Annotated in this window: 17 protein-coding genes; 7 read left to right on the top strand and 10 right to left on the bottom strand. The window is 40.9% G+C overall.

Features of this window, described 5'->3' with window-relative positions; all coding sequences use genetic code 11:
* Position 1: 1 nt before the first annotated feature.
* The 4 genes from P2G54_RS07765 to P2G54_RS07750 are packed head-to-tail and all read right to left on the bottom strand — an operon-like array spanning position 2 to position 5,804.
* Positions 2-703: an RNA methyltransferase gene (locus P2G54_RS07765; protein WP_275869863.1), complete on the bottom strand. Its 702-nt coding sequence runs from the start codon at positions 701-703 to the stop codon at positions 2-4.
* Positions 704-720: 17 nt separating this feature from the next.
* Positions 721-3,342: a DNA gyrase/topoisomerase IV subunit A gene (locus tag P2G54_RS07760; RefSeq protein ID WP_275869861.1), complete on the bottom strand. Its 2,622-nt coding sequence runs from the start codon at positions 3,340-3,342 to the stop codon at positions 721-723.
* Between the two features lie 59 nt (positions 3,343-3,401).
* A complete protein-coding gene (locus P2G54_RS07755) occupies positions 3,402-5,297 on the bottom strand; it encodes a DNA topoisomerase IV subunit B (protein WP_275869859.1) in 1,896 nt (631 codons plus the stop codon).
* A gap of 12 nt (positions 5,298-5,309) precedes the next feature.
* Positions 5,310-5,804 carry a DNA topoisomerase IV gene (locus P2G54_RS07750; protein ID WP_275869858.1) on the bottom strand — a complete coding sequence of 165 codons (495 nt, stop codon included), beginning with the start codon at positions 5,802-5,804 and terminating at the stop codon, positions 5,310-5,312.
* A 275-nt stretch (positions 5,805-6,079) separates the two neighbouring features.
* Here P2G54_RS07750 and P2G54_RS07745 point away from each other — a divergent pair, with 275 nt between their 5' ends.
* The gene (locus tag P2G54_RS07745) at positions 6,080-6,466 is read left to right on the top strand and encodes a hypothetical protein (protein ID WP_275869856.1); all 387 of its coding nucleotides are present in this window, start codon (positions 6,080-6,082) and stop codon (positions 6,464-6,466) included.
* Here P2G54_RS07745 and P2G54_RS07740 read toward each other — a convergent pair.
* Both P2G54_RS07740 and P2G54_RS07735 read right to left on the bottom strand, forming a co-directional pair.
* The gene (locus tag P2G54_RS07740; protein ID WP_275870687.1) at positions 6,447-7,379 is read right to left on the bottom strand and encodes an ROK family protein; all 933 of its coding nucleotides are present in this window, start codon (positions 7,377-7,379) and stop codon (positions 6,447-6,449) included. The two genes, P2G54_RS07745 and P2G54_RS07740, sit on opposite strands and share 20 nt — an antisense overlap.
* 45 nt (positions 7,380-7,424) lie before the next feature.
* Positions 7,425-7,766 (bottom strand): YkgJ family cysteine cluster protein, encoded by a 342-nt coding sequence (locus tag P2G54_RS07735; protein ID WP_345795470.1) that lies wholly within the window; start codon positions 7,764-7,766, stop codon positions 7,425-7,427.
* A gap of 255 nt (positions 7,767-8,021) precedes the next feature.
* On the opposite strand from P2G54_RS07735, the gene P2G54_RS07730 reads away from it, so the two are divergent.
* Positions 8,022-8,381 carry an ArsC/Spx/MgsR family protein gene (locus tag P2G54_RS07730; RefSeq protein ID WP_275869854.1) on the top strand — a complete coding sequence of 120 codons (360 nt, stop codon included), beginning with the start codon at positions 8,022-8,024 and terminating at the stop codon, positions 8,379-8,381.
* On the opposite strand, the gene P2G54_RS07725 is transcribed toward P2G54_RS07730, so the two are convergent.
* The gene (locus P2G54_RS07725; RefSeq protein ID WP_275870683.1) at positions 8,378-9,211 is read right to left on the bottom strand and encodes a S1-like domain-containing RNA-binding protein; all 834 of its coding nucleotides are present in this window, start codon (positions 9,209-9,211) and stop codon (positions 8,378-8,380) included. The genes P2G54_RS07730 and P2G54_RS07725 overlap by 4 nt on opposite strands.
* A 179-nt stretch (positions 9,212-9,390) precedes the next feature.
* On the opposite strand from P2G54_RS07725, the gene P2G54_RS07720 reads away from it, so the two are divergent.
* Complete coding sequence (locus tag P2G54_RS07720) at positions 9,391-10,281, top strand: 3-hydroxybutyryl-CoA dehydrogenase (protein WP_275869851.1); 891 nt, start codon at positions 9,391-9,393, stop codon at positions 10,279-10,281.
* 17 nt (positions 10,282-10,298) lie between these two features.
* Entirely contained in the window at positions 10,299-10,916 is a 618-nt protein-coding gene (locus P2G54_RS07715; RefSeq protein WP_275869849.1) for a deoxynucleoside kinase, read from the top strand.
* Positions 10,917-10,951: 35 nt separating this feature from the next.
* Here P2G54_RS07715 and P2G54_RS07710 read toward each other — a convergent pair whose 3' ends face one another.
* Positions 10,952-11,599, bottom strand: a complete 648-nt coding sequence (locus P2G54_RS07710; protein WP_275869847.1) for a hypothetical protein — start codon at positions 11,597-11,599, stop codon at positions 10,952-10,954.
* Positions 11,600-11,601: 2 nt separating this feature from the next.
* The gene (locus P2G54_RS07705) at positions 11,602-12,060 is read right to left on the bottom strand and encodes a DUF2452 domain-containing protein (protein WP_275869845.1); all 459 of its coding nucleotides are present in this window, start codon (positions 12,058-12,060) and stop codon (positions 11,602-11,604) included.
* A gap of 331 nt (positions 12,061-12,391) precedes the next feature.
* On the opposite strand from P2G54_RS07705, the gene P2G54_RS07700 reads away from it, so the two are divergent.
* The 3 genes from P2G54_RS07700 to ggt are packed head-to-tail and all read left to right on the top strand — an operon-like array spanning position 12,392 to position 16,832.
* Positions 12,392-12,727: an Hpt domain-containing protein gene (locus P2G54_RS07700; RefSeq protein ID WP_275869844.1), complete on the top strand. Its 336-nt coding sequence runs from the start codon at positions 12,392-12,394 to the stop codon at positions 12,725-12,727.
* Between the two features lie 27 nt (positions 12,728-12,754).
* Entirely contained in the window at positions 12,755-15,121 is a 2,367-nt protein-coding gene (locus P2G54_RS07695; protein WP_275869843.1) for a prolyl oligopeptidase family serine peptidase, read from the top strand.
* A gap of 1 nt (position 15,122) precedes the next feature.
* Entirely contained in the window at positions 15,123-16,832 is a 1,710-nt protein-coding gene (ggt, locus tag P2G54_RS07690; RefSeq protein ID WP_275869842.1) for a gamma-glutamyltransferase, read from the top strand.
* Positions 16,833-16,873: 41 nt separating this feature from the next.
* Here the strand turns inward: ggt and P2G54_RS07685 are convergent, their stop codons facing one another.
* On the bottom strand, positions 16,874-17,893 hold the full coding sequence (locus tag P2G54_RS07685) for an alkaline phosphatase D family protein (protein ID WP_275869841.1): 1,020 nt from the start codon (positions 17,891-17,893) through the stop codon (positions 16,874-16,876).
* Positions 17,894-18,120 lie beyond the last annotated feature (227 nt).

Here is an 18,120-nt window from a genome sequence, read left to right as displayed (position 1 = left end):
ACTACAATTTCCTGATGGATTGTAAATAGGCTTTTTCATGGATGTCCGAATTTTTCACCACACTCCTATACCATTGTAGTCGAAGCTCTTGTTTTTCTTCGTCGCTTAAATAAAAATCCAAATGCTTATATGCCTGGGCCTTATGGATCAAATCATACAGGAAAATAGAGGCTGAGACAGAAATATTGAAACTCTCGGTAAAACCCAACATGGGAATATGAACTAGCCCATCTGCATTCTGCTTTACTTCATCGCTTACTCCCTCATGTTCATTTCCAAAAACCAAAGCCAACTTCTGATCGGGCTCCAAATCGTAAATTGAAATTGAACTCGGATCAGGACTTGTCGCCATGATCTTATAACCCTTTTCCCTCAAAGTATTGAAACAATCCTGAACCGCCGAACCTTCCTCGTTGTAAAACTTATGCAAATCAACCCATTGGGATGCTCCTCGAGTTACGTAAGGATTGATTTTATAAGTATTGGTTTTCTCGATTACATGGACATCCTGCAGGCCAAAACAATCGCAGGTTCGAAGCACAGCACTGGCATTATGGGGTTTGAAAATATCCTCCAAGACCACGGTCAGAAATCGGGTTCTATTCTTCAGTACCTCCTCCATCACGTTTTTTTTATGGTCGGTGATGTACTGTCCCAAATAATCCAATAACCCTTGGTTGAGATTTTCCTCCCCTTTATCCATTGATATGAACTTTTGAATCAAAACAGTCCCAATTGCTCATCATCCTCATTTTTGGGTGAGAGGTCTATAGTACTGCCTATTTCGAGTTCATCCTCATTGCCGGAAGTTGATTCAGACTCCTCATTTTTGGCTTCCTCTTTTTTCAATACCGGCTCAATCAATTTCAGTTCTTTGATTGGATGAGTGCTCAATTTGTTGCCAATGGCTTTCCATCCTTTCACATCCACCAACATATCCAGATCATACTCAACCTCTTCCTCTGTCTTTCCTTTCAACACTGTCGCGATCACCTGTGGTTGTTTTTCCGTAGATATAAGCTTCAAATAAGATTGTCTATGATCGGTGATAAAGTTGAACTTCTTATTCATCGTAGTAGTCTCTATCAGGAAACGCTTCACTATGAAGTTTTTGCCTACACCATCGTAATAGACCGCAGAGATAACTTTTTCAGGATCAAACTTCTCAATAAAAAGCACATCACTCGGCTCATATCGATTGGTTAATTCAAAATTGGTCAACTCATAATCACCAGATTTATAGCACACCAAAATTCTATCTTCTCCAAAGAAATTCCCGATCAGCTTGCCTCTTTGATCCGTATTGAGTCTCCCTACAACCGGGTCGTAGTAAATGTCAAGTCCTCCCAAAGTGGATGCACCTTCCATTTTAAGCTGGATTTTTCGAATTGGATATTTGGTCAGAATATTTCCTCCGGCGCCTCTGCCCTTGATTTCAATGGTAGCAAAGTCAAAATCAAAAACCTTAACTCTTGCCTTTGCTCCCTGGGTCAAATAGACTGTCACTATTTCGGCTTCCCCGTTCGAATTTGCAGTCAAATACAACACTTTAGAACCCTTTGTTCCTTTTGTTAAGTCGTATTCTTTATCTCTGGTGACTCCCAACACCTGGAAACGCTTCACCATCGCTCTCCCTGAAGTCCCGTCAAGGTATATCAGGTTGTAAACCATCCTTTCATCCCCTTTCCGGAACACTCCAACGTAAAGGATGTCCTTACCCATGAAGTTTTTCTCCTGGATTTTGGACACCATGCATACCCCGTCTTTACGGATTACGATGATGTCATCCAAGTCAGAACAGTCACAGACAAATTCATCTTTCTTTAGCCCGTAGCCAACAAATCCATCCGTACGGTTTACATACAACTTGGCATTATTGGCAGCAACCACAGTGGCCTGAATGGTATCAAAGGCACGAATTTCTGTCTTTCGCTCGCGTCCCTTGCCATACTTGTTCAAAAGATTCTCAAAATACTTGATTGCAAATTCGGTCAGGTGCTTGAGATTGTAATTGACCTCTTTAAGCTCCTCTTGCAAGCGCTTCATCAACTCATCTGCTTTGAAGGCATCGAATTTTGAAATCCGCTTAATTCTGATCTCTGTCAGTCTGACCAAATCCTCTTGGGTGATTTCTCTATAAAAATCAGGCTTATAGGGGTCCAAGCCCTTATCTATCGCTTCCAATACACCTTCCCAAGTGGTACATTCTTCTATATCCCGGTAGATCTTATTTTCTATAAAGATTTTTTCCAGGGATGAGAACAACAACTTCTCCATCAACTCAGCCTTTCGGATTTCGAGTTCTCTTTTCAGAAGGGCTTTGGTTTGCTTGGTGTTGTATTCCAGGATCTGATTCACCGACATAAAGACCGGCTTTTCATCCACAATCACACAGGCATTTGGCGAGATGGAAACCTCACAGTCCGTAAAAGCATAGAGCGCATCAATGGTCACATCCGGAGAAACTCCAGCAGCCAGATGCACCTGAATTTCTACATCCTTGGCGGTATTATCTACAACTTTTTTGATTTTAATCTTTCCTTTGTCATTCGCTTTTAGAATGGAATCGATTAAAGAATCCGTCGTAGTACCATACGGTATTTCCTTGATTAATAAAGTCTTACTATCCTCTTCTTCAATTTTTGCGCGAACCTTTACTTTCCCACCTCGAAGTCCTTCATTGTACTCTGAAAAGTCTGCCAATCCACCCAAGTTAAAATCAGGGAGAATGTTCGTTTTATTGCCTTTTAGGATTTCAATGGAGCCTTCCAGTAATTCGATGAAGTTGTGCGGAAGAATCTTGGTAGAAAGTCCCACCGCGATTCCTTCTACCCCCTGAGCTAGCAAAAGTGGGAATTTGACAGGAAGGGTTACTGGTTCACGCTTTCTCCCATCATAAGAAAGCTGCCATTCAGTAGTCTGAGGATTAAATACAACTTCAAGTGCAAACTTGGACAAACGCGCCTCAATGTATCTGGAAGCTGCAGCCCTATCTCCGGTACGTACATCACCCCAGTTTCCCTGGGTTTCAATCAAAAGGTCTTTTTGTCCAAGATTTACAATGGCATCACCGATTGAAGCATCACCGTGGGGGTGATATTGCATGGATTGCCCTATGATATTCGCAACTTTATTGAAGCGTCCATCATCCATTTCCTTCATGGCGTGAAGGATTCGCCTCTGAACCGGCTTCAACCCGTCTTCTATGGCAGGAACAGCACGCTCCAAAATCACATAGGAGGCATAATCCAAGAACCAATCTTTATACATTCCGGTTACAGGCACCGAATCATGAAGACTTTCGTCCTGACCTCCCAAATTAGTATTCGTAATATCGCTCATTTTAAAACTCAGAATTTTGGCTACAAAAAGGCCAAAAATTAATGAATGGGTTCAATCTATTAAGCCGCCTCGCTTTCCTCTTCCTTCACGCTTTTAGGATCATCCAGGGCCAAATCCTTTTCAATCCTTAGGTTATCAATGATGAAACTTTGGCGATCTGGAGTATTCTTACCCATATAGAAGTTCAACAGATCGGAAATTTTGGTTTCCTTGTTGAGAATAATGGGATCCAATCGGATATCCTCCCCGATGAAATTCCCAAATTCCTCAGGGGAGATTTCTCCTAAACCTTTGAATCGAGTGATTTCAGGTTTATTTCCCAGTTTGTGAATTGCACGCTGCCGTTCTTCATCGGTATAGCAATAAATTGTCTCCTTTTTATTCCTTACCCGAAACAGAGGTGTGTCCAGAATAAACAGATGCCCATTTTTTACCAAATCTGGAAAAAACTGCAAGAAATAAGTCATAATCAAAAGACGGATATGCATCCCATCCACATCCGCATCGGTTGCAATGACAATTTTCCTATATCTCAAGTTTTCAATTCCATCCTCAATATTCAGGGCATGTTGGAGAAGGTTAAATTCTTCGTTCTCATAGACCACTTTTTTGGTCATACCAAAGCAGTTCAACGGCTTACCACGAAGTGAAAATACTGCTTGCGTTTGCACATCCCTGGATTTGGTGATGGAACCAGAAGCCGAATCTCCTTCTGTGATGAACAGCATGGTGTTGTTTTTTGCGTCTTCATTAGCCTTTGAATCATCGTAATGAATTCTACAATCCCTCAATTTCTTGTTATGAAGATTGGCTTTTTTCGCTCGCTCATTAGCCAGCTTTTTGATTCCTGAAATTTCCTTTCTTTCCCGCTCAGACTGAAGAATCCGCTTCAACAAAGCATCTGCTACAGCCGGATTCTTATGGAGATAATTATCCAGTTCGGTTTTGATGAAATCATTGACAAAAGTCCTTAGCGTTGGACCGTCTGGACCCACGGACTGGGATCCAAGTTTGGTTTTGGTTTGGGATTCAAAAACAGGTTCTTGAACTCTTACTGCTATAGCCGCAACAACACTTTGACGGATATCTGAAGCATCGTAATCTTTTTTGAAAAACTCCCGGACGGTCTTTACTAAAGCTTCTCGGAATGCAGCCAGGTGAGTTCCACCTTGAGTGGTATATTGCCCATTGACAAAGGAGTAATATTCCTCGCCATATTGGTTGCTATGAGTTAATGCTATTTCTATATCGTTACCTTTTAAGTGTATAATTGGATAGCGAATACTTTCCTCATCAACCTTATTAGCAAGCAAATCATAGAGCCCTTTGTCAGAAAAATATTTCTTGCCGTTGTAATTTATAGTAAGCCCTGCATTCAAATAGGCATAATTCCAGATTTGGTTTTCAAGGTATTCGGGAATAAAATGGTAATTCTTGAAAATACTGGCATCTGGAGAAAAAGTCACCTTGGTACCGTTACGTTCGGTACTTTTTTCAATTTTATTATCTGACAAAAGAATTCCTTTTTCGAATTCTGCCGTTTTAGATTCCCCATCTCTAAAAGACTGAACTTTGAAGTAATCCGAAAGAGCGTTTACTGCCTTTGTACCTACCCCGTTCAATCCCACAGACTTCTGAAATGCCCCGGAATCATACTTCCCTCCTGTATTAATTTTGGAAACGCAGTCTATGACTTTACCCAGAGGAATCCCTCTACCGTAGTCACGAACCTCCACTCTATGTTCGGAAATCTTCACATCGATGGTTCTGCCAAATCCCATCATGTGCTCATCTATGGAATTATCCAGAACTTCTTTTACCAATACATATATCCCATCATCCTGTGCACTTCCATCCCCGAGTTTGCCGATATACATACCGGGACGCAATCGGATATGTTCCCTCCAATCAAGGGACTTGATACTGTCTTCTGTATATTTTACTGCTTCTGCCATAATTCTTATTTCTTATCCCTGACTTTTCAACTGTCTGGCTTTTCCTGCAAAGAGCAAGAAAAGTACTACAATCCAGACAATCAGGAAAAATGGTACCAAATAGAAAACAAAATCCAGATCGTAGGATCTGATTTCTTCCTGATTATTGATGGAATGAATATAAAAAACCAAAAGGGACAAACTCAAATTTACCACGCCTCCAAATGAATAAAACCATGTCAGAAAATAATCTCTGAAAATGTCACCAAGTGGAAAAATCCTATGCAACCTTCTGTGGGATTTGGTTTCCAGCATTTTAGGCGGGAAAAGTACCACAGCATTGATTAACAAAAACACAAGGACCATCCCATAAAAAAAGCCACTTCGGCTCAAACTGGAGACTGCAAAGCCTTCTTCATCAAACTGATACGCTACCGAATCCGGCAACGCAGAGTAGAAATAAAGCAATAAAAAAACGAAGAATGCGACACTGAGAAAATAAAAGGCTTTTCCAAATCTATAATACATATCGAAGGGGGTAATTAATTGCGCTAATATAAAGGATTTAAGCAAACAGAACCGGGCAATTCCAAGTTCAATCTTTGACAAAAACTGTCTCCAATTGTGGATTTACATCCAAAATGATGAGAATCAGAGAACTTATAAATCTTTGAAATTTCAATCACTTGATGAAGCCGCATTCGTATATCTGTACTTACTTTGCACAGCAAACCAATTACCTGTGCAGGCTGTTTCCAATTGCCGAACGGAATTAAAAAATATCCCAATCTGAAAAAACTGACATGCAGAAAATAGCATTAATTGTTTCCCTGACTCTACTTGCTTTTCTTTCTTCTTGCTCCGGAAAACTGGAGACCGGAACCATCAATATTGAAAACTGGAAAAATGACAGGTACGGTTGCAAAGGTTTGAGATTGCAGGATAAAGATGAGTTCGAGAGGATCAAGAATAATTTCCTTGGTGCAGACAATCAGGCCCTGATCAAAACTTTTGGAAGACCGGACCGGGTCGAATTAGTAGACAAAAGCCAGAGTTTCTTCTTTTACTTTTTGGAACCGAGCAAGGATTGTGAAGGAGTAAAAATAGAAAAAGAACCCCTCAAGGTTCTTTTTCGAATGAATGCTTTAAGCCGGGTTTCAGAAGTGACGATCACAGACCTGAACCCATAAAACAAAGCGCAGCTGCACCTAGTGTACCCGCGTTGTTTTCAAGTGTGGCTTTTTTAAGCTTAAGATCTTTATTATAGTACTGAGTTAGGTATTGTCTGATGGTTCGCTCCATTACCGGAGACATAAACTCCAAACCTGCCGAAATTCCTCCTCCGAAATAAATTTCTGTCACGTCTAGAATTCGGATGGCTGATACAATCGCCTTTCCTAGGGTAGTTGCCACTTCCTCAAAAACCATCAAAGAAACCTCATTTCCAGCCCTGGCTGTATCTACCAATAAATGGATACCCAGCTCATTTTTCAATAAATCCCCGGCCTTTTCAGGATAAGCCTTAATCATCCGGTCCATGATATCCAGAATACCTTTTCTTCCTATCAAGGTCTCCAGCCTGGAATTTCCATCAGATAGCATATGTCCCATTTCCATGGCATTTCCACGGGAACCTTTGAATACTTGCCCATCTAAAATCAAGGCACTTCCAATTCCCGTTCCCATAGTGATAAACAAGAAATTTTCGGATGGATCCCCTTGACCAAAGTAAAACTCCCCTATAGCTGCAGCTGCTGCATCATTTTCCAAGAAAAAATCATGGTGAGGGTATTTAGCTTCCAAACCACCTTTTAAATCAAAACCATTCAGGCTTGGAATCGCTGGAATTTCCAAAGTTGTTGTTCTGTCCTTGCTGATCAAGCCCGGCAATCCAATTCCGATCTTTTCGACTTGCGGGTATTTTTTGAGGTATTTATCCAAACCCTCAATAAAGGCTGTTCCAAAACCTTCCGGATGATCACGAAAAGGCGTCGTTTCCTCTTTTTCAAAATCAAGCATGGTCCCATCCTTATCGATAAGGCCAATTTTAAGGTGGGTTCCCCCCACGTCGACGCCCAAAAAGTGGGTATCAGTATTTTCTATCATGTTATTCATAGGTTTGATACTCAAAAAAGCCAAAAAAATGCCTTACTTCCTATAATCTTTTCCAATCTGCTGGAAAATTTTGAAAACTGCAGGGCAAACTAGGCTGTTTTTAAGGGTTAACCCCAAAATGCCGTGGATATTTTTTCTGTTTGTATGGGGATATTCCCGACAGGCTTTAGGTCGACTTTCATATACCAGACATTTATTGTCCGTACCCAAAAAAGGACAAGGCGCCTCCTTTAATACAAAGTCCCCCTCTTCATCCCTGTAGAGATATTCGTCCATGAATTCACTTGATTTCATTCGAAAAACCTTAGCTAAACGATCTATATCCGTCTGCAAAAAAATCGGACTGGTGGTTTTGCAGCAATTGGCACAGGACAAACAATCCAATTCCTGAAAAACAGAATCATGAAGTGTCTCGAACTGTTCGTCAAGGACCTTTGGCTTGACCTTTCTCAGACGTTCTTTTAGTTTTTTATTAGAAGAATATTCCGATTTACTCTCCTTTATGAAATTTTCTAAATTTATTTCCAATATACGTAAAATGATATTTTCGAAACTGACTTAAATCAGGTAATTCCGCTTTACCTAAGCTGGGATTTTTCGTAATTTAAATGATACTAAACAACTGGAATAATGAAGACGCATCCTTCCGAACTTTTCTTTTACCACTGCGCAGCTCAGCCTGTGGATAAAAAAGCACTGGCCTATGCAAGTTCAATCGCTGATTACGTCAATCAGATTGATATTTGCAAAGAGGATATCACCGAAACCCAATGGGAATCAATACTGCTCAAACTTGATATGCATGCTAAAGATCTTTTGAACCGCGCCCATCCTGATTATCAGGAATTCATAGCGGGAAAGGATTTTGATGATGCAGGTTGGTTGGAGATTCTTGTCAAATATCCTTATCTGGTAAAAGCACCCATCGTGATCTACCATGATAAGGCTATTTTATGCAACACTCCTTCCGATGTACTTAAGTTCGATTAGTCAGTAATCAGGCTTATCCCATCTGGTAAAATCAGGATCTCCCTGGCCTTGTACAGTTGCCCAATGCACTGTTTGAAGTGCTTTTTGCTCATTCCCAGCACCCTCTGGATCTCTTCTGGATCAGATTTGTCATGAAGGGGCAAAAAAGACTTTTCTTTCAGAATGGACAGTATTTTTTCCGAACCCTCATCATATTTAGCTCTTCCTATAGGCAAAAGCTGTAAATCTATTTTGCCATCATCTCTCCTCTTCTTGACAAAGAGTTTTTTCCGTTCCCCAATTGAAAGAGGCTGAAAGACCTCATTTGCATATATCAGACCTTCGTATCTATCCTCTAATAATACCTTATAACCCAAGTCAGTCTTTTCAAAAACCAATCCCTCCACTTCATTTCCCCTTTCATAATCCTTTGGAGCTGGATAAATGAAATCCTTGTACTTACTGACACCAATTAGGCGGTTGGATCTATAGTCCACGCATAATCTGATCAGGTATTTTTGTCCGGCCTCCATGGGCTTTGCCATTTCAGCATTTGGCACAAAAAGATCTTTAGGTAGCCCCCAATCCATAAATGCACCAAATGGGGTCACTTCCTTGGCTTCCAAAACCGCAAATTCATCCAAGAGAATTAAAGGTCTTTGGGTAACAGCTACAGGTCTGTCCTCACTGTCGGTATAAACGAAAACTTCAACTTCGCTTCCTTCCTCCTCATCCCCATTCAAATAAGCTTTTGGCATCAATACCTCTTCGCCGGATTCCAATCCCAAGTATGCACCGTATTCTGTAAACCTTCTAATTGGAAGTTTGCTGATTAGCCCTAATTCTTTCATGAGGTAAAGGTAGGCATTAATCCAGAATCTTAGGAAAGCTTTCATTACATACAATTCAGGAATGGAAGCCTGAAAAATTGGAATTCCTTTACCTTGGAATTAGTTTTAGGTCCATAAAAAAACAGTCTTTCTTGTAGGCTCATAAACCCAAATACTACGCTTTTAAAAACCAGACTCTTATGAAAAACATCTCAGTAATAGGTTCCGGCACCATGGGAAACGGCATTGCCCATGTTTTTGCCCAACATGGCTACAAAGTTTCCCTAATCGATATTAAACAGGAATTTCTGGACAAAGCCTTTGCGACCATTCAGAAAAACCTGGACCGCCAGGTAAGTAAAGGCCTGATAACAGAGGAAGAGAAAGAAGCCGCGATTTCTAATATTGCGGGTTTTACGGACCTGAAGTCGGGTGTTGAAAATGCGGACCTTGTAGTCGAAGCTGCTACTGAAAATATGAACATCAAACTGGATCTGTTCAGACAGTTGGATGAGTTTACTCCAAAATCTGCAATTCTGGCTTCTAATACTTCTTCGATTTCCATTACCAAGATCGCATCAGCCACCCAAAGACCAACTCAAGTCATAGGAATGCACTTTATGAACCCAGTTCCTGTTATGAAATTGGTAGAAGTGATCCGTGGATATGCTACTTCAGATGAAGTGACAAATCTGATCATGGAACTTTCCAAAAAACTGAACAAAGTACCAGTAGAAGTCAATGATTACCCTGGCTTTGTTGCTAACAGGATATTGATGCCAATGATCAATGAAGCCATATTCAGCCTATATGAAGGTGTGGCTGGAGTTGAAGAGATTGATACGGTCATGAAATTGGGAATGGCCCATCCCATGGGACCCCTGCAATTGGCAGACTTCATTGGATTGGACGTATGTCTTTCCATCTTGAGGGTATTACATGACGGATTTGGAAATCCAAAGTATGCACCCTGTCCCCTATTGGTAAACATGGTTGAGGCCGGCCATAAAGGAGTGAAAACCGGTGAAGGCTTTTATCACTATACTCCCGGAAGCAAGGAATTGGTCCTCGCTCCAAGATTTAAAAAATAAGAGAACAACAGTACACTATGCATTTAGCAGTATCCGGAAATATCGGTAGCGGGAAAACTACGCTCACCGAGAAACTTGCAAAACACTATGGCTGGAAGGCGGAGTTTGAATCTGTAGACAACAACCCCTACTTACCAGATTTCTATGAGGATATGAAACGCTGGGCATTTCACCTGCAGGTATATTTTCTCAATTCACGTTTCAATCAAATAAAGAAGATCCAGGAAAGTAAGAATCCAACGATTCAGGACCGAACGATCTACGAAGACGCGTATATTTTCGCCGCCAACCTCTACAAAAGTAAGCTTTTGACTGAACGGGATTATTACAATTATAGGAATCTCTTTGAGAGCATGATTGCCCACGTAAAGGCCCCTGACTTACTGATTTATCTCAAAGCGGATATCCCCAAATTGGTCGGACAAATCGAAAAAAGAGGCAGAACCTATGAAACAGCCATGCGAATCGATTACCTGAAAAACCTCAATTCGCATTATGAGGAATGGATTGGTAATTATAAGGAGGGAAAGCTCTTGATCATTGATGTGAATGAGCTTGACTTTGTGGAAAGGCCTGAGGATTTTTCCTTCATTGTTGAAAAGATCGAACGGGAAATGTTTGGCCTTTTTGCCTAAAACTCAAAAGAGGAAGCATTTAGCTTCCTCTTTTTTTATTGTCCTAATTTCCTGATAAACCAACTTAGAATCACCTTTCGCATGTCCTCCTTAGGATTGATTAAAAGTTGATCCAATCGCTTCAGCGAACCTCCTGTCATCAAAGTTTCATAGGGGGATAAACGAACCAATTTGTATCCGTGAATCCTGCTTTGAAGATCAATTTGAGCATCATTGTAAGCAGTCAGTTTCCATCCAGAGGCCCCAAAACCGGAAAAATCCCCAGGCTCAGACGCCTGCCCAAACCAACTTTTTGCAACTGGCGGTCCATCCCAGATTCTTTGTTGTAGCCCTGATTTCAAGCAGTCTTTTTCGTAATTACGACAAAGTCGTTTGTGGCTTTCAAAAAAAGGAAAGGATAGATTTTCATACAATTCAGATCGCAATGTGATCAATCTGTACCGATTGAAATGAAGTTCAGAGTCATAAATAAAAAGATGCCTGTTTATTTTAAAATCAAACTTCAGCCTTTCCAAAAGGGGTAAATCACCTACTCCACCTAAGTCCTCAAATATTTCCTTTAGCCAGCTTTTCCCCTTTTCATCCAGAAAATTGGGGTTGATTTCCAATTGAAAATCATCTTCAAAAAACACTTCTCCTTCCTTAATGATGTCAAGAAGGTTTCGAATCAATAAATTATGCATTGTCAATTATTTGAACGGAGAATCTCCCAAGTGTGGTCTGCCAATAATTTTACTTCAGCCACAAATGCTGAGAAATCCCGTTTTCTGCCCCATTCCTCAGGAGCAATCATACTAAGAAAATCACTACCGTCTTTCTTCTGGTACAGGTAGTAGATATGGTTGATCAAAGGTTCAAAGGAAATAGACGCTTGGTAGATACGTTCCGAAACCTCCACTCGTGCTTTGATTTTGTTGGCCTGATCTGCCAACAAACGCATTTGCTCATAAATCTGGGCCATTTGCATATCGGTTTGGGAATGCATGGAAGCCACGGCCCTGCCGGTGATTTTACCTTTGTCTTCCGGCCTGATCACTGAACTTCCAGAATGATGGGCATAGGGAAGTGTTCCGGGGTTTTCAGCCGTCTTATCTTTCATTCGCTCCAAATCGAGCCGGTCTACATCTATTTTCTTACCTGTCATTGTACTTCCCCTTCATTTGAAATCCGCTCTTTCAAATTTCCTTTGGAACCCGGAAAAGTTGTGCGCTGGGATATATCGTAACCAATCCAAAGCATAATCAGCATAAAGATCACAAACAGAATCAGAAATATCTTTTTATTCTTTTGCATAGCCTTTGTCCTTTTCCTTTAACTCCAACAAAATTAGAAATTGAGTCAATACTTTTCCAGTTCTTTCTATATTCTGGAAACTCGTATGAGAGAAATATAGTTTTTTGAAAAATGTTTTTATTTTTAAGAAAACAATCAGGATATGGATTTTTTGTCCCTTATCCTTTTTTCACCCAACCTCTATGTATAAAATCATCAGTGAACAAGCAATTCATCAATATTTCGGGGACGATGACCCGGAGATGATTATTGAAATGATTCAAATCATTTTGTCAACAAACATCCATGATTTGAAAGAACTTAATCACTTTTATGAGCAAGGGGATTATTCAACCATTAAAAAAAGGTGCCATAAGGCAAAGCCAAGTATGAGCTATATCGGTGCCTTAAAAACCCGGAAAATCCTGGAAGACATAGAGGCAAACCTAGAACAATCCAAGGAACTCAATGCAAAACTTCAAGAGCATCTGAATATTATTGAAAGCGAGCTGCATCAGTTTCTCAAGTCCCTTTCTTAAATTTCGCCTTTCATACTTCAAAATCCCATGAAGCAAAAAACCCTTTTGCTGATTCTCCTATTGGCATCATTTCGGGAGATTCAGGCTCAATCCCCTTTGTCTGTAGAATATATCATGCGCGATCCTATGTGGATGGGAGTTTTCCCTTCACAAACCCAATGGAGTCAGGACAGCAAAACTATTTATTTCCAATATAATCAAGACAGAGATCCTGCCGATTCCCTGTATAAGATCATCCTTGGGTCTTCAGAAATCCTAAAAGTAAGTTGGCCTGAGGAAAAACAACTCAGAAGAGCCGAAGCAGATTTCAATTCGGAAAAAACACTCCGAGTATTTCTAAACCAACAAAAAATACTTCTTGAAAACCTGCGGACAGGAAAAATAACCGAACTCTTGGACTGGCATCAACGAATCAGTAATCCCAGCTTTTTGGCAGACCCAAAATTGATCTCTTTTATCAGTGACAACAATATTTTTATCCTTGATACGGAATCAGGAGCCGTAAAACGGGTCACGGCAATTTCTACCGGGAATGCCCCAAAAAACCCTGAAAAATCAACCGAGAAAGATGCAGGATTTTTGAAAGAGGAGAATCTTCATCTTCTTCAGGTGGTCAGGGAGCGTGAAGATGCTGCCAGCCAGAGAAAAGCCTATAGAGAATCCATAGCTGAGCCTAAAAACAAAGACTTTGTTTATTATACCGAAGGGAAAAATCCAGTAAACCTTCAGCTCTCTCCAGACGGACATTATGCCACATTCTCTTTTTATAAAACCTCACCCAACAAAAACACAAAGGTTCCAGATTATGTGGCGGCATCAGGATATACTGAGGATTTGAATGCCAGACCAAAAGTAGGAACCGAACCAACAACCTCCGAAATTGGAATTTATGATTTGCAGCGGGACACGGTCTATTTTATAAGTACCGAAAACATCCCCGGGTTAAAAGACTTGCCGGACTATACCAAGGATTATCCTGAAAAGAACTGGGAGGAAGTAAACCGAAAACTGGCATTATTTGGACCTGTATTTTCTCCGGATGGTAGTAAAGCCATTATTCAGGCAAGGTCTTTTGACAATAAAGACCGATGGATATTGCAGGTCGACCTTGCCACAGGCAATCTAAAAAACCTGGACCGCCAACGTGATGAGGCTTGGATCGCAGGTCCTGGAATTGGCTGGACTTTTTCGGGAGGAACTCTCGGGTGGCTTCCCGACAATCAGCACATCTACTTCCAATCGGAGGAAAGCGGGTATTCCCATTTATACCTTTTGGATGTAAATACGGGAGATAAAAAAGCCCTGACTTCAGGTGATTTTGAAGTATTCGACCCCTTTATTTCTAAAGATCAAAAACATTGGTACCTGACTACATCAGAAGTAGATCCAGGTGAGCGGCATTTTTACAGAATGCCCTTGATGGGAGGAAAAATGGAGAAATTAACCTCCATGCCCGGCAATAATCAGGTTGAACTGTCTCCAGATGAAAAGCACCTAGCAATTTTACATTCCTACAGCAACAAACCAACAGAATTATACCTACAGGCCAATAAAGCAGGTGCGGAAGCCAAACAACTTACTTCAGGACAAAGTGAAGAATTTAAGGCATATTCCTGGAGAGACCCGGAAATAGTAAGATTCAAGGCGGAAGATGGAGCCATGGTCCCTGCACGGATTTATGCCCCTAGCCCTGAGAAGAAAAATGGTGCTGCAATAATTTTTGTACATGGGGCTGGTTACTTACAGAACGTGCATAAATGGTGGAGTACCTATTTCCGGGAATACATGTTCCACAATCTGTTGACCGACTTAGGCTATACTGTTCTGGATATTGACTATCGTGCTTCAGCAGGATATGGAAGAGATTGGAGAACCGGCATTTATCGCCATATGGGAGGAAAAGATCTGTCAGACCAAGTAGATGGAGCCAAATACCTAGTCAATACACATGGAATTGATGCAGGACGGATCGGCATTTATGGAGGAAGCTATGGAGGTTTTATTACTCTAATGGCTTTATTCACACAACCGGATGTATTCAAATCAGGCGCAGCTTTAAGATCTGTGACTGATTGGGCCCATTACAATCACGGATACACCTCAAATATCCTCAATACACCCGAAGAAGATCCAATTGCCTACAGACGCTCCTCTCCTATTTATTTTGCGGAAGGTCTCAAAGGAAATCTCCTAATGGCTCATGGTATGGTAGATGTAAATGTTCACTTTCAGGATGTGGTGAGACTTTCTCAACGTCTGATTGAACTGGAAAAAGACAACTGGGAAATGGCCATTTATCCTGTAGAAGATCACGGCTTCGTTGAGCCCAGCTCTTGGACTGATGAATACAAGCGAATATTAAAACTGTTTAATTCCACCCTCCTGAATAAATAATATGAAAACGCGTAAAATCAACCTTAAACTCTGGGCAAGTCTAGCCTTGGTTTCTGTTTTCTTTTCCTGTAAAAAAACAGAAACAACAACCTCTAAAACCGGACTGATTGCGGAAAAAGCAATGGTGGTTTCCGCTAGGCAGGAAGCCTCAGCAATTGGTTTGGAAATCATCCAAAAAGGAGGCAATGCTTTTGATGCAATGATGGCCACAGAAATGGCTTTGGCCGTAACCTATCCTTTCGCTGGAAATTTGGGAGGCGGAGGATTCGCAGTTTACAGGTTAGCGGATGGAAGTGTCGGTTCCATAGATTACCGAGAAAAGGCACCTCTTGCCGCAGAAAAGAACATGTACCTCGATGAAAACGGAAATGTGATCCCCGGATTGAGTACTAAAGGAGCTTTGGCTTCCGGAGTACCGGGAACCATTGCTGGAATCTTCAAAGCACAGGAAAAATTCGGAAAGCTTTCACCGGAAGAAATCCTGCAGCCAGTTATCGAACTTGCCCAAAAAGGGTTTGTCATAACAGAAAGACAGGCAGAAAGACTACAAAGACTTCGGGAGACATTTATTGAAGTCAATGGAGAGGAAACCTTCTTTGCCCAGGAAATCAAAGCAGGCGACACTTTAAAAATCCCTGTTTTGGCACAAACCCTTGAAAGAATAGCAAAAAATGGAAGGGACGAATTTTACAAGGGAGAAACTGCCAAAATAATGGCAGCCCATATGCAGAAAATTGGAGGGATCATTACTGAAGAAGACTTAGCTTCCTATGATGCTGTTTGGAGAGACCCGATTGTCTTTGATTATAAGGACCTGAAAATCATTTCCATGTCACCTCCAAGTTCAGGAGGAATTACCATCGGGCAGATTTTTAAAATGATCGAGCCATTTGATTTAAAGGGCTACGGCCATCATTCTCCGGAACATATTCAAATCCTAGCTGAAGCAGAGCGCAGAGCCTATGCGGATCGAAATTATTATCTGGGCGATCCTGACTTTGTAAAAATTCCTGTGGCAGACTTACTCGATTCTGATTACCTGAGATCGAGGATGGAAAATTTCAGTTTTGAAAAAGCCACCAAATCCGAAGACATCGCAAAAGGAGAAATCGCTTTTTCGGAAAGTATGGAGACCACCCATTATTCCATTGTGGACGCTGATGGCAATGCTATTTCCATTACCACAACCTTGAATGGAGGGTATGGATCCAAAGTGTTTATCGATGAATTAGGCTTTTTCATGAATAATGAAATGGATGATTTCAGTTCCAAACCTGGAGAACCCAATATGTTCGGATTGGTTGGAGCAGAAGCAAACAGCATTGCACCCGGTAAACGAATGCTGAGCTCAATGACTCCAACTTTGGTGGAAAAAGAGGGGAAACTTTGGATGGTAGTGGGCACCCCGGGTGGGTCGACAATTATTACTTCAGTTGTTCAGACTATTCTCAATGTTCACGAATTTGGCATGAGCATGCAAGAGGCCGTAGAAGCTGCCCGATTCCACCATCAGTGGCTACCTGATCTGGTAAGTTTCGAACCGGATTCTTTTGACAGCACTTTGATTGAAAACCTAAAAGCAAAAGGATATATCATTCTGGAGAACAATAATCCTATCATTGGAAAAGTGGATGCCATTTTGGTACTACCTGATGGCAAACTTGAAGGCGGAGCTGACCCCCGCGGAGATGATGCTGCAGTCGGTTTCTAAAAAAAGAAAGGACTCTGAGAAATTCAGAGTCCTTTCTTTTTTTATTTGGTAAATGGGATTTTCTGTGTCGCGTAAACATTTCCATTTTCTCCCTTGATCTCAAAGAGAACTTCTTCCTTTTCCCAATCGAATTTGGCCAATCCATAATTAAGCTTGGCAATTAACTCCCCAATTCTAAATTGATTGGGTTCCTCTGAAATCGAACCCCAAGTATGGGTCAAGCCACTTGAGGTAATTTCAAACAAACCCTGGGGGAATCGCTCATCTTGTAACTTCATGATTTCCGCTATATGTCGGTCTCCACTAAGCAAAATTGGAGTTCCTGCACCTGATTTAGAAATTAGGTTCAACAAGCGTTCCCTCTCTTTGGGAAAATTAGCCCATTTCTCATAAGCATGCTCTACAGGAAGCATCTGAATTCCGGAGACAATAAGGTGCACCTTTGCCGGACTGTTTTTTAACTCTTCCTCCAGCCATTTCCACTGAGTCTCTCCTAAAACTTGCCCAGTTTCATTGGTTTGATAAACTCGGTCGATCCGCTCAAGAGTATCCCTAAAATAACGCGCATCCAAGAGCAGGACTTTGACTAGATTTTCACCCTGACCAAACAAATGGGAAGAATAAGCTCCTTCCCTCTTCCGCTCTGGAGCATCCTCTGGAACACCTAAAAAATCTAACATGAGTTGCTTCGATGCTTCTTTCTGGGCAAATTGTTTTCCCCCGTCATTTATGCCATAATCGTGATCATCCCATATACCTATTATGGGAGTGGATTTTTTCAGTTCCTGATAATCAAGCACTTGGTTTTGTAAGTCATACTTTGCTTTCAGGGTATCCATTATCGGTGAATCCCCATAAATATTATCACCCATCCAAACCCATAAATCAGGATGGTCTTCAATGATAGGTCTCCATAAGGGCTGAGGGAGATTTTGTCTGTTGCAGGATCCGAATGCAATAGTCTCGATGGGAGTTGAGAAAACTTCCGCTTCCTTCTTTTGGCAAGAGCTTGCAAAAGCCAAAATGGAGGCAAAGAGAAAAATAGAAAGTTGTCTTTTCATAGGTGTCATTAATCGTTATTCAATATTGAGTTCAAAATTCAATCATTCTAATTCAATAATGAAAACTATCCCTAAAAAATATACAAAAGCTTCAATTTCAAATATTTATAATTGATTTAGACAAGATAATTTCCAATATTAAAGGAGTTTTCATTATTGATGCACCGGATTTTAGTACTCTTTAAATTTTAAAAGGTGCAACTCAACAGTACCTGTTTACATTTTAA

Source organism: Algoriphagus sp. CAU 1675, from assembly GCF_029222925.1.
Taxonomy (GTDB): Bacteria; Bacteroidota; Bacteroidia; order Cytophagales; family Cyclobacteriaceae; genus Algoriphagus.
Note: the sequence above shows the minus strand (reverse complement) of the source record. Positions and strands in the feature narration are given on the sequence as shown.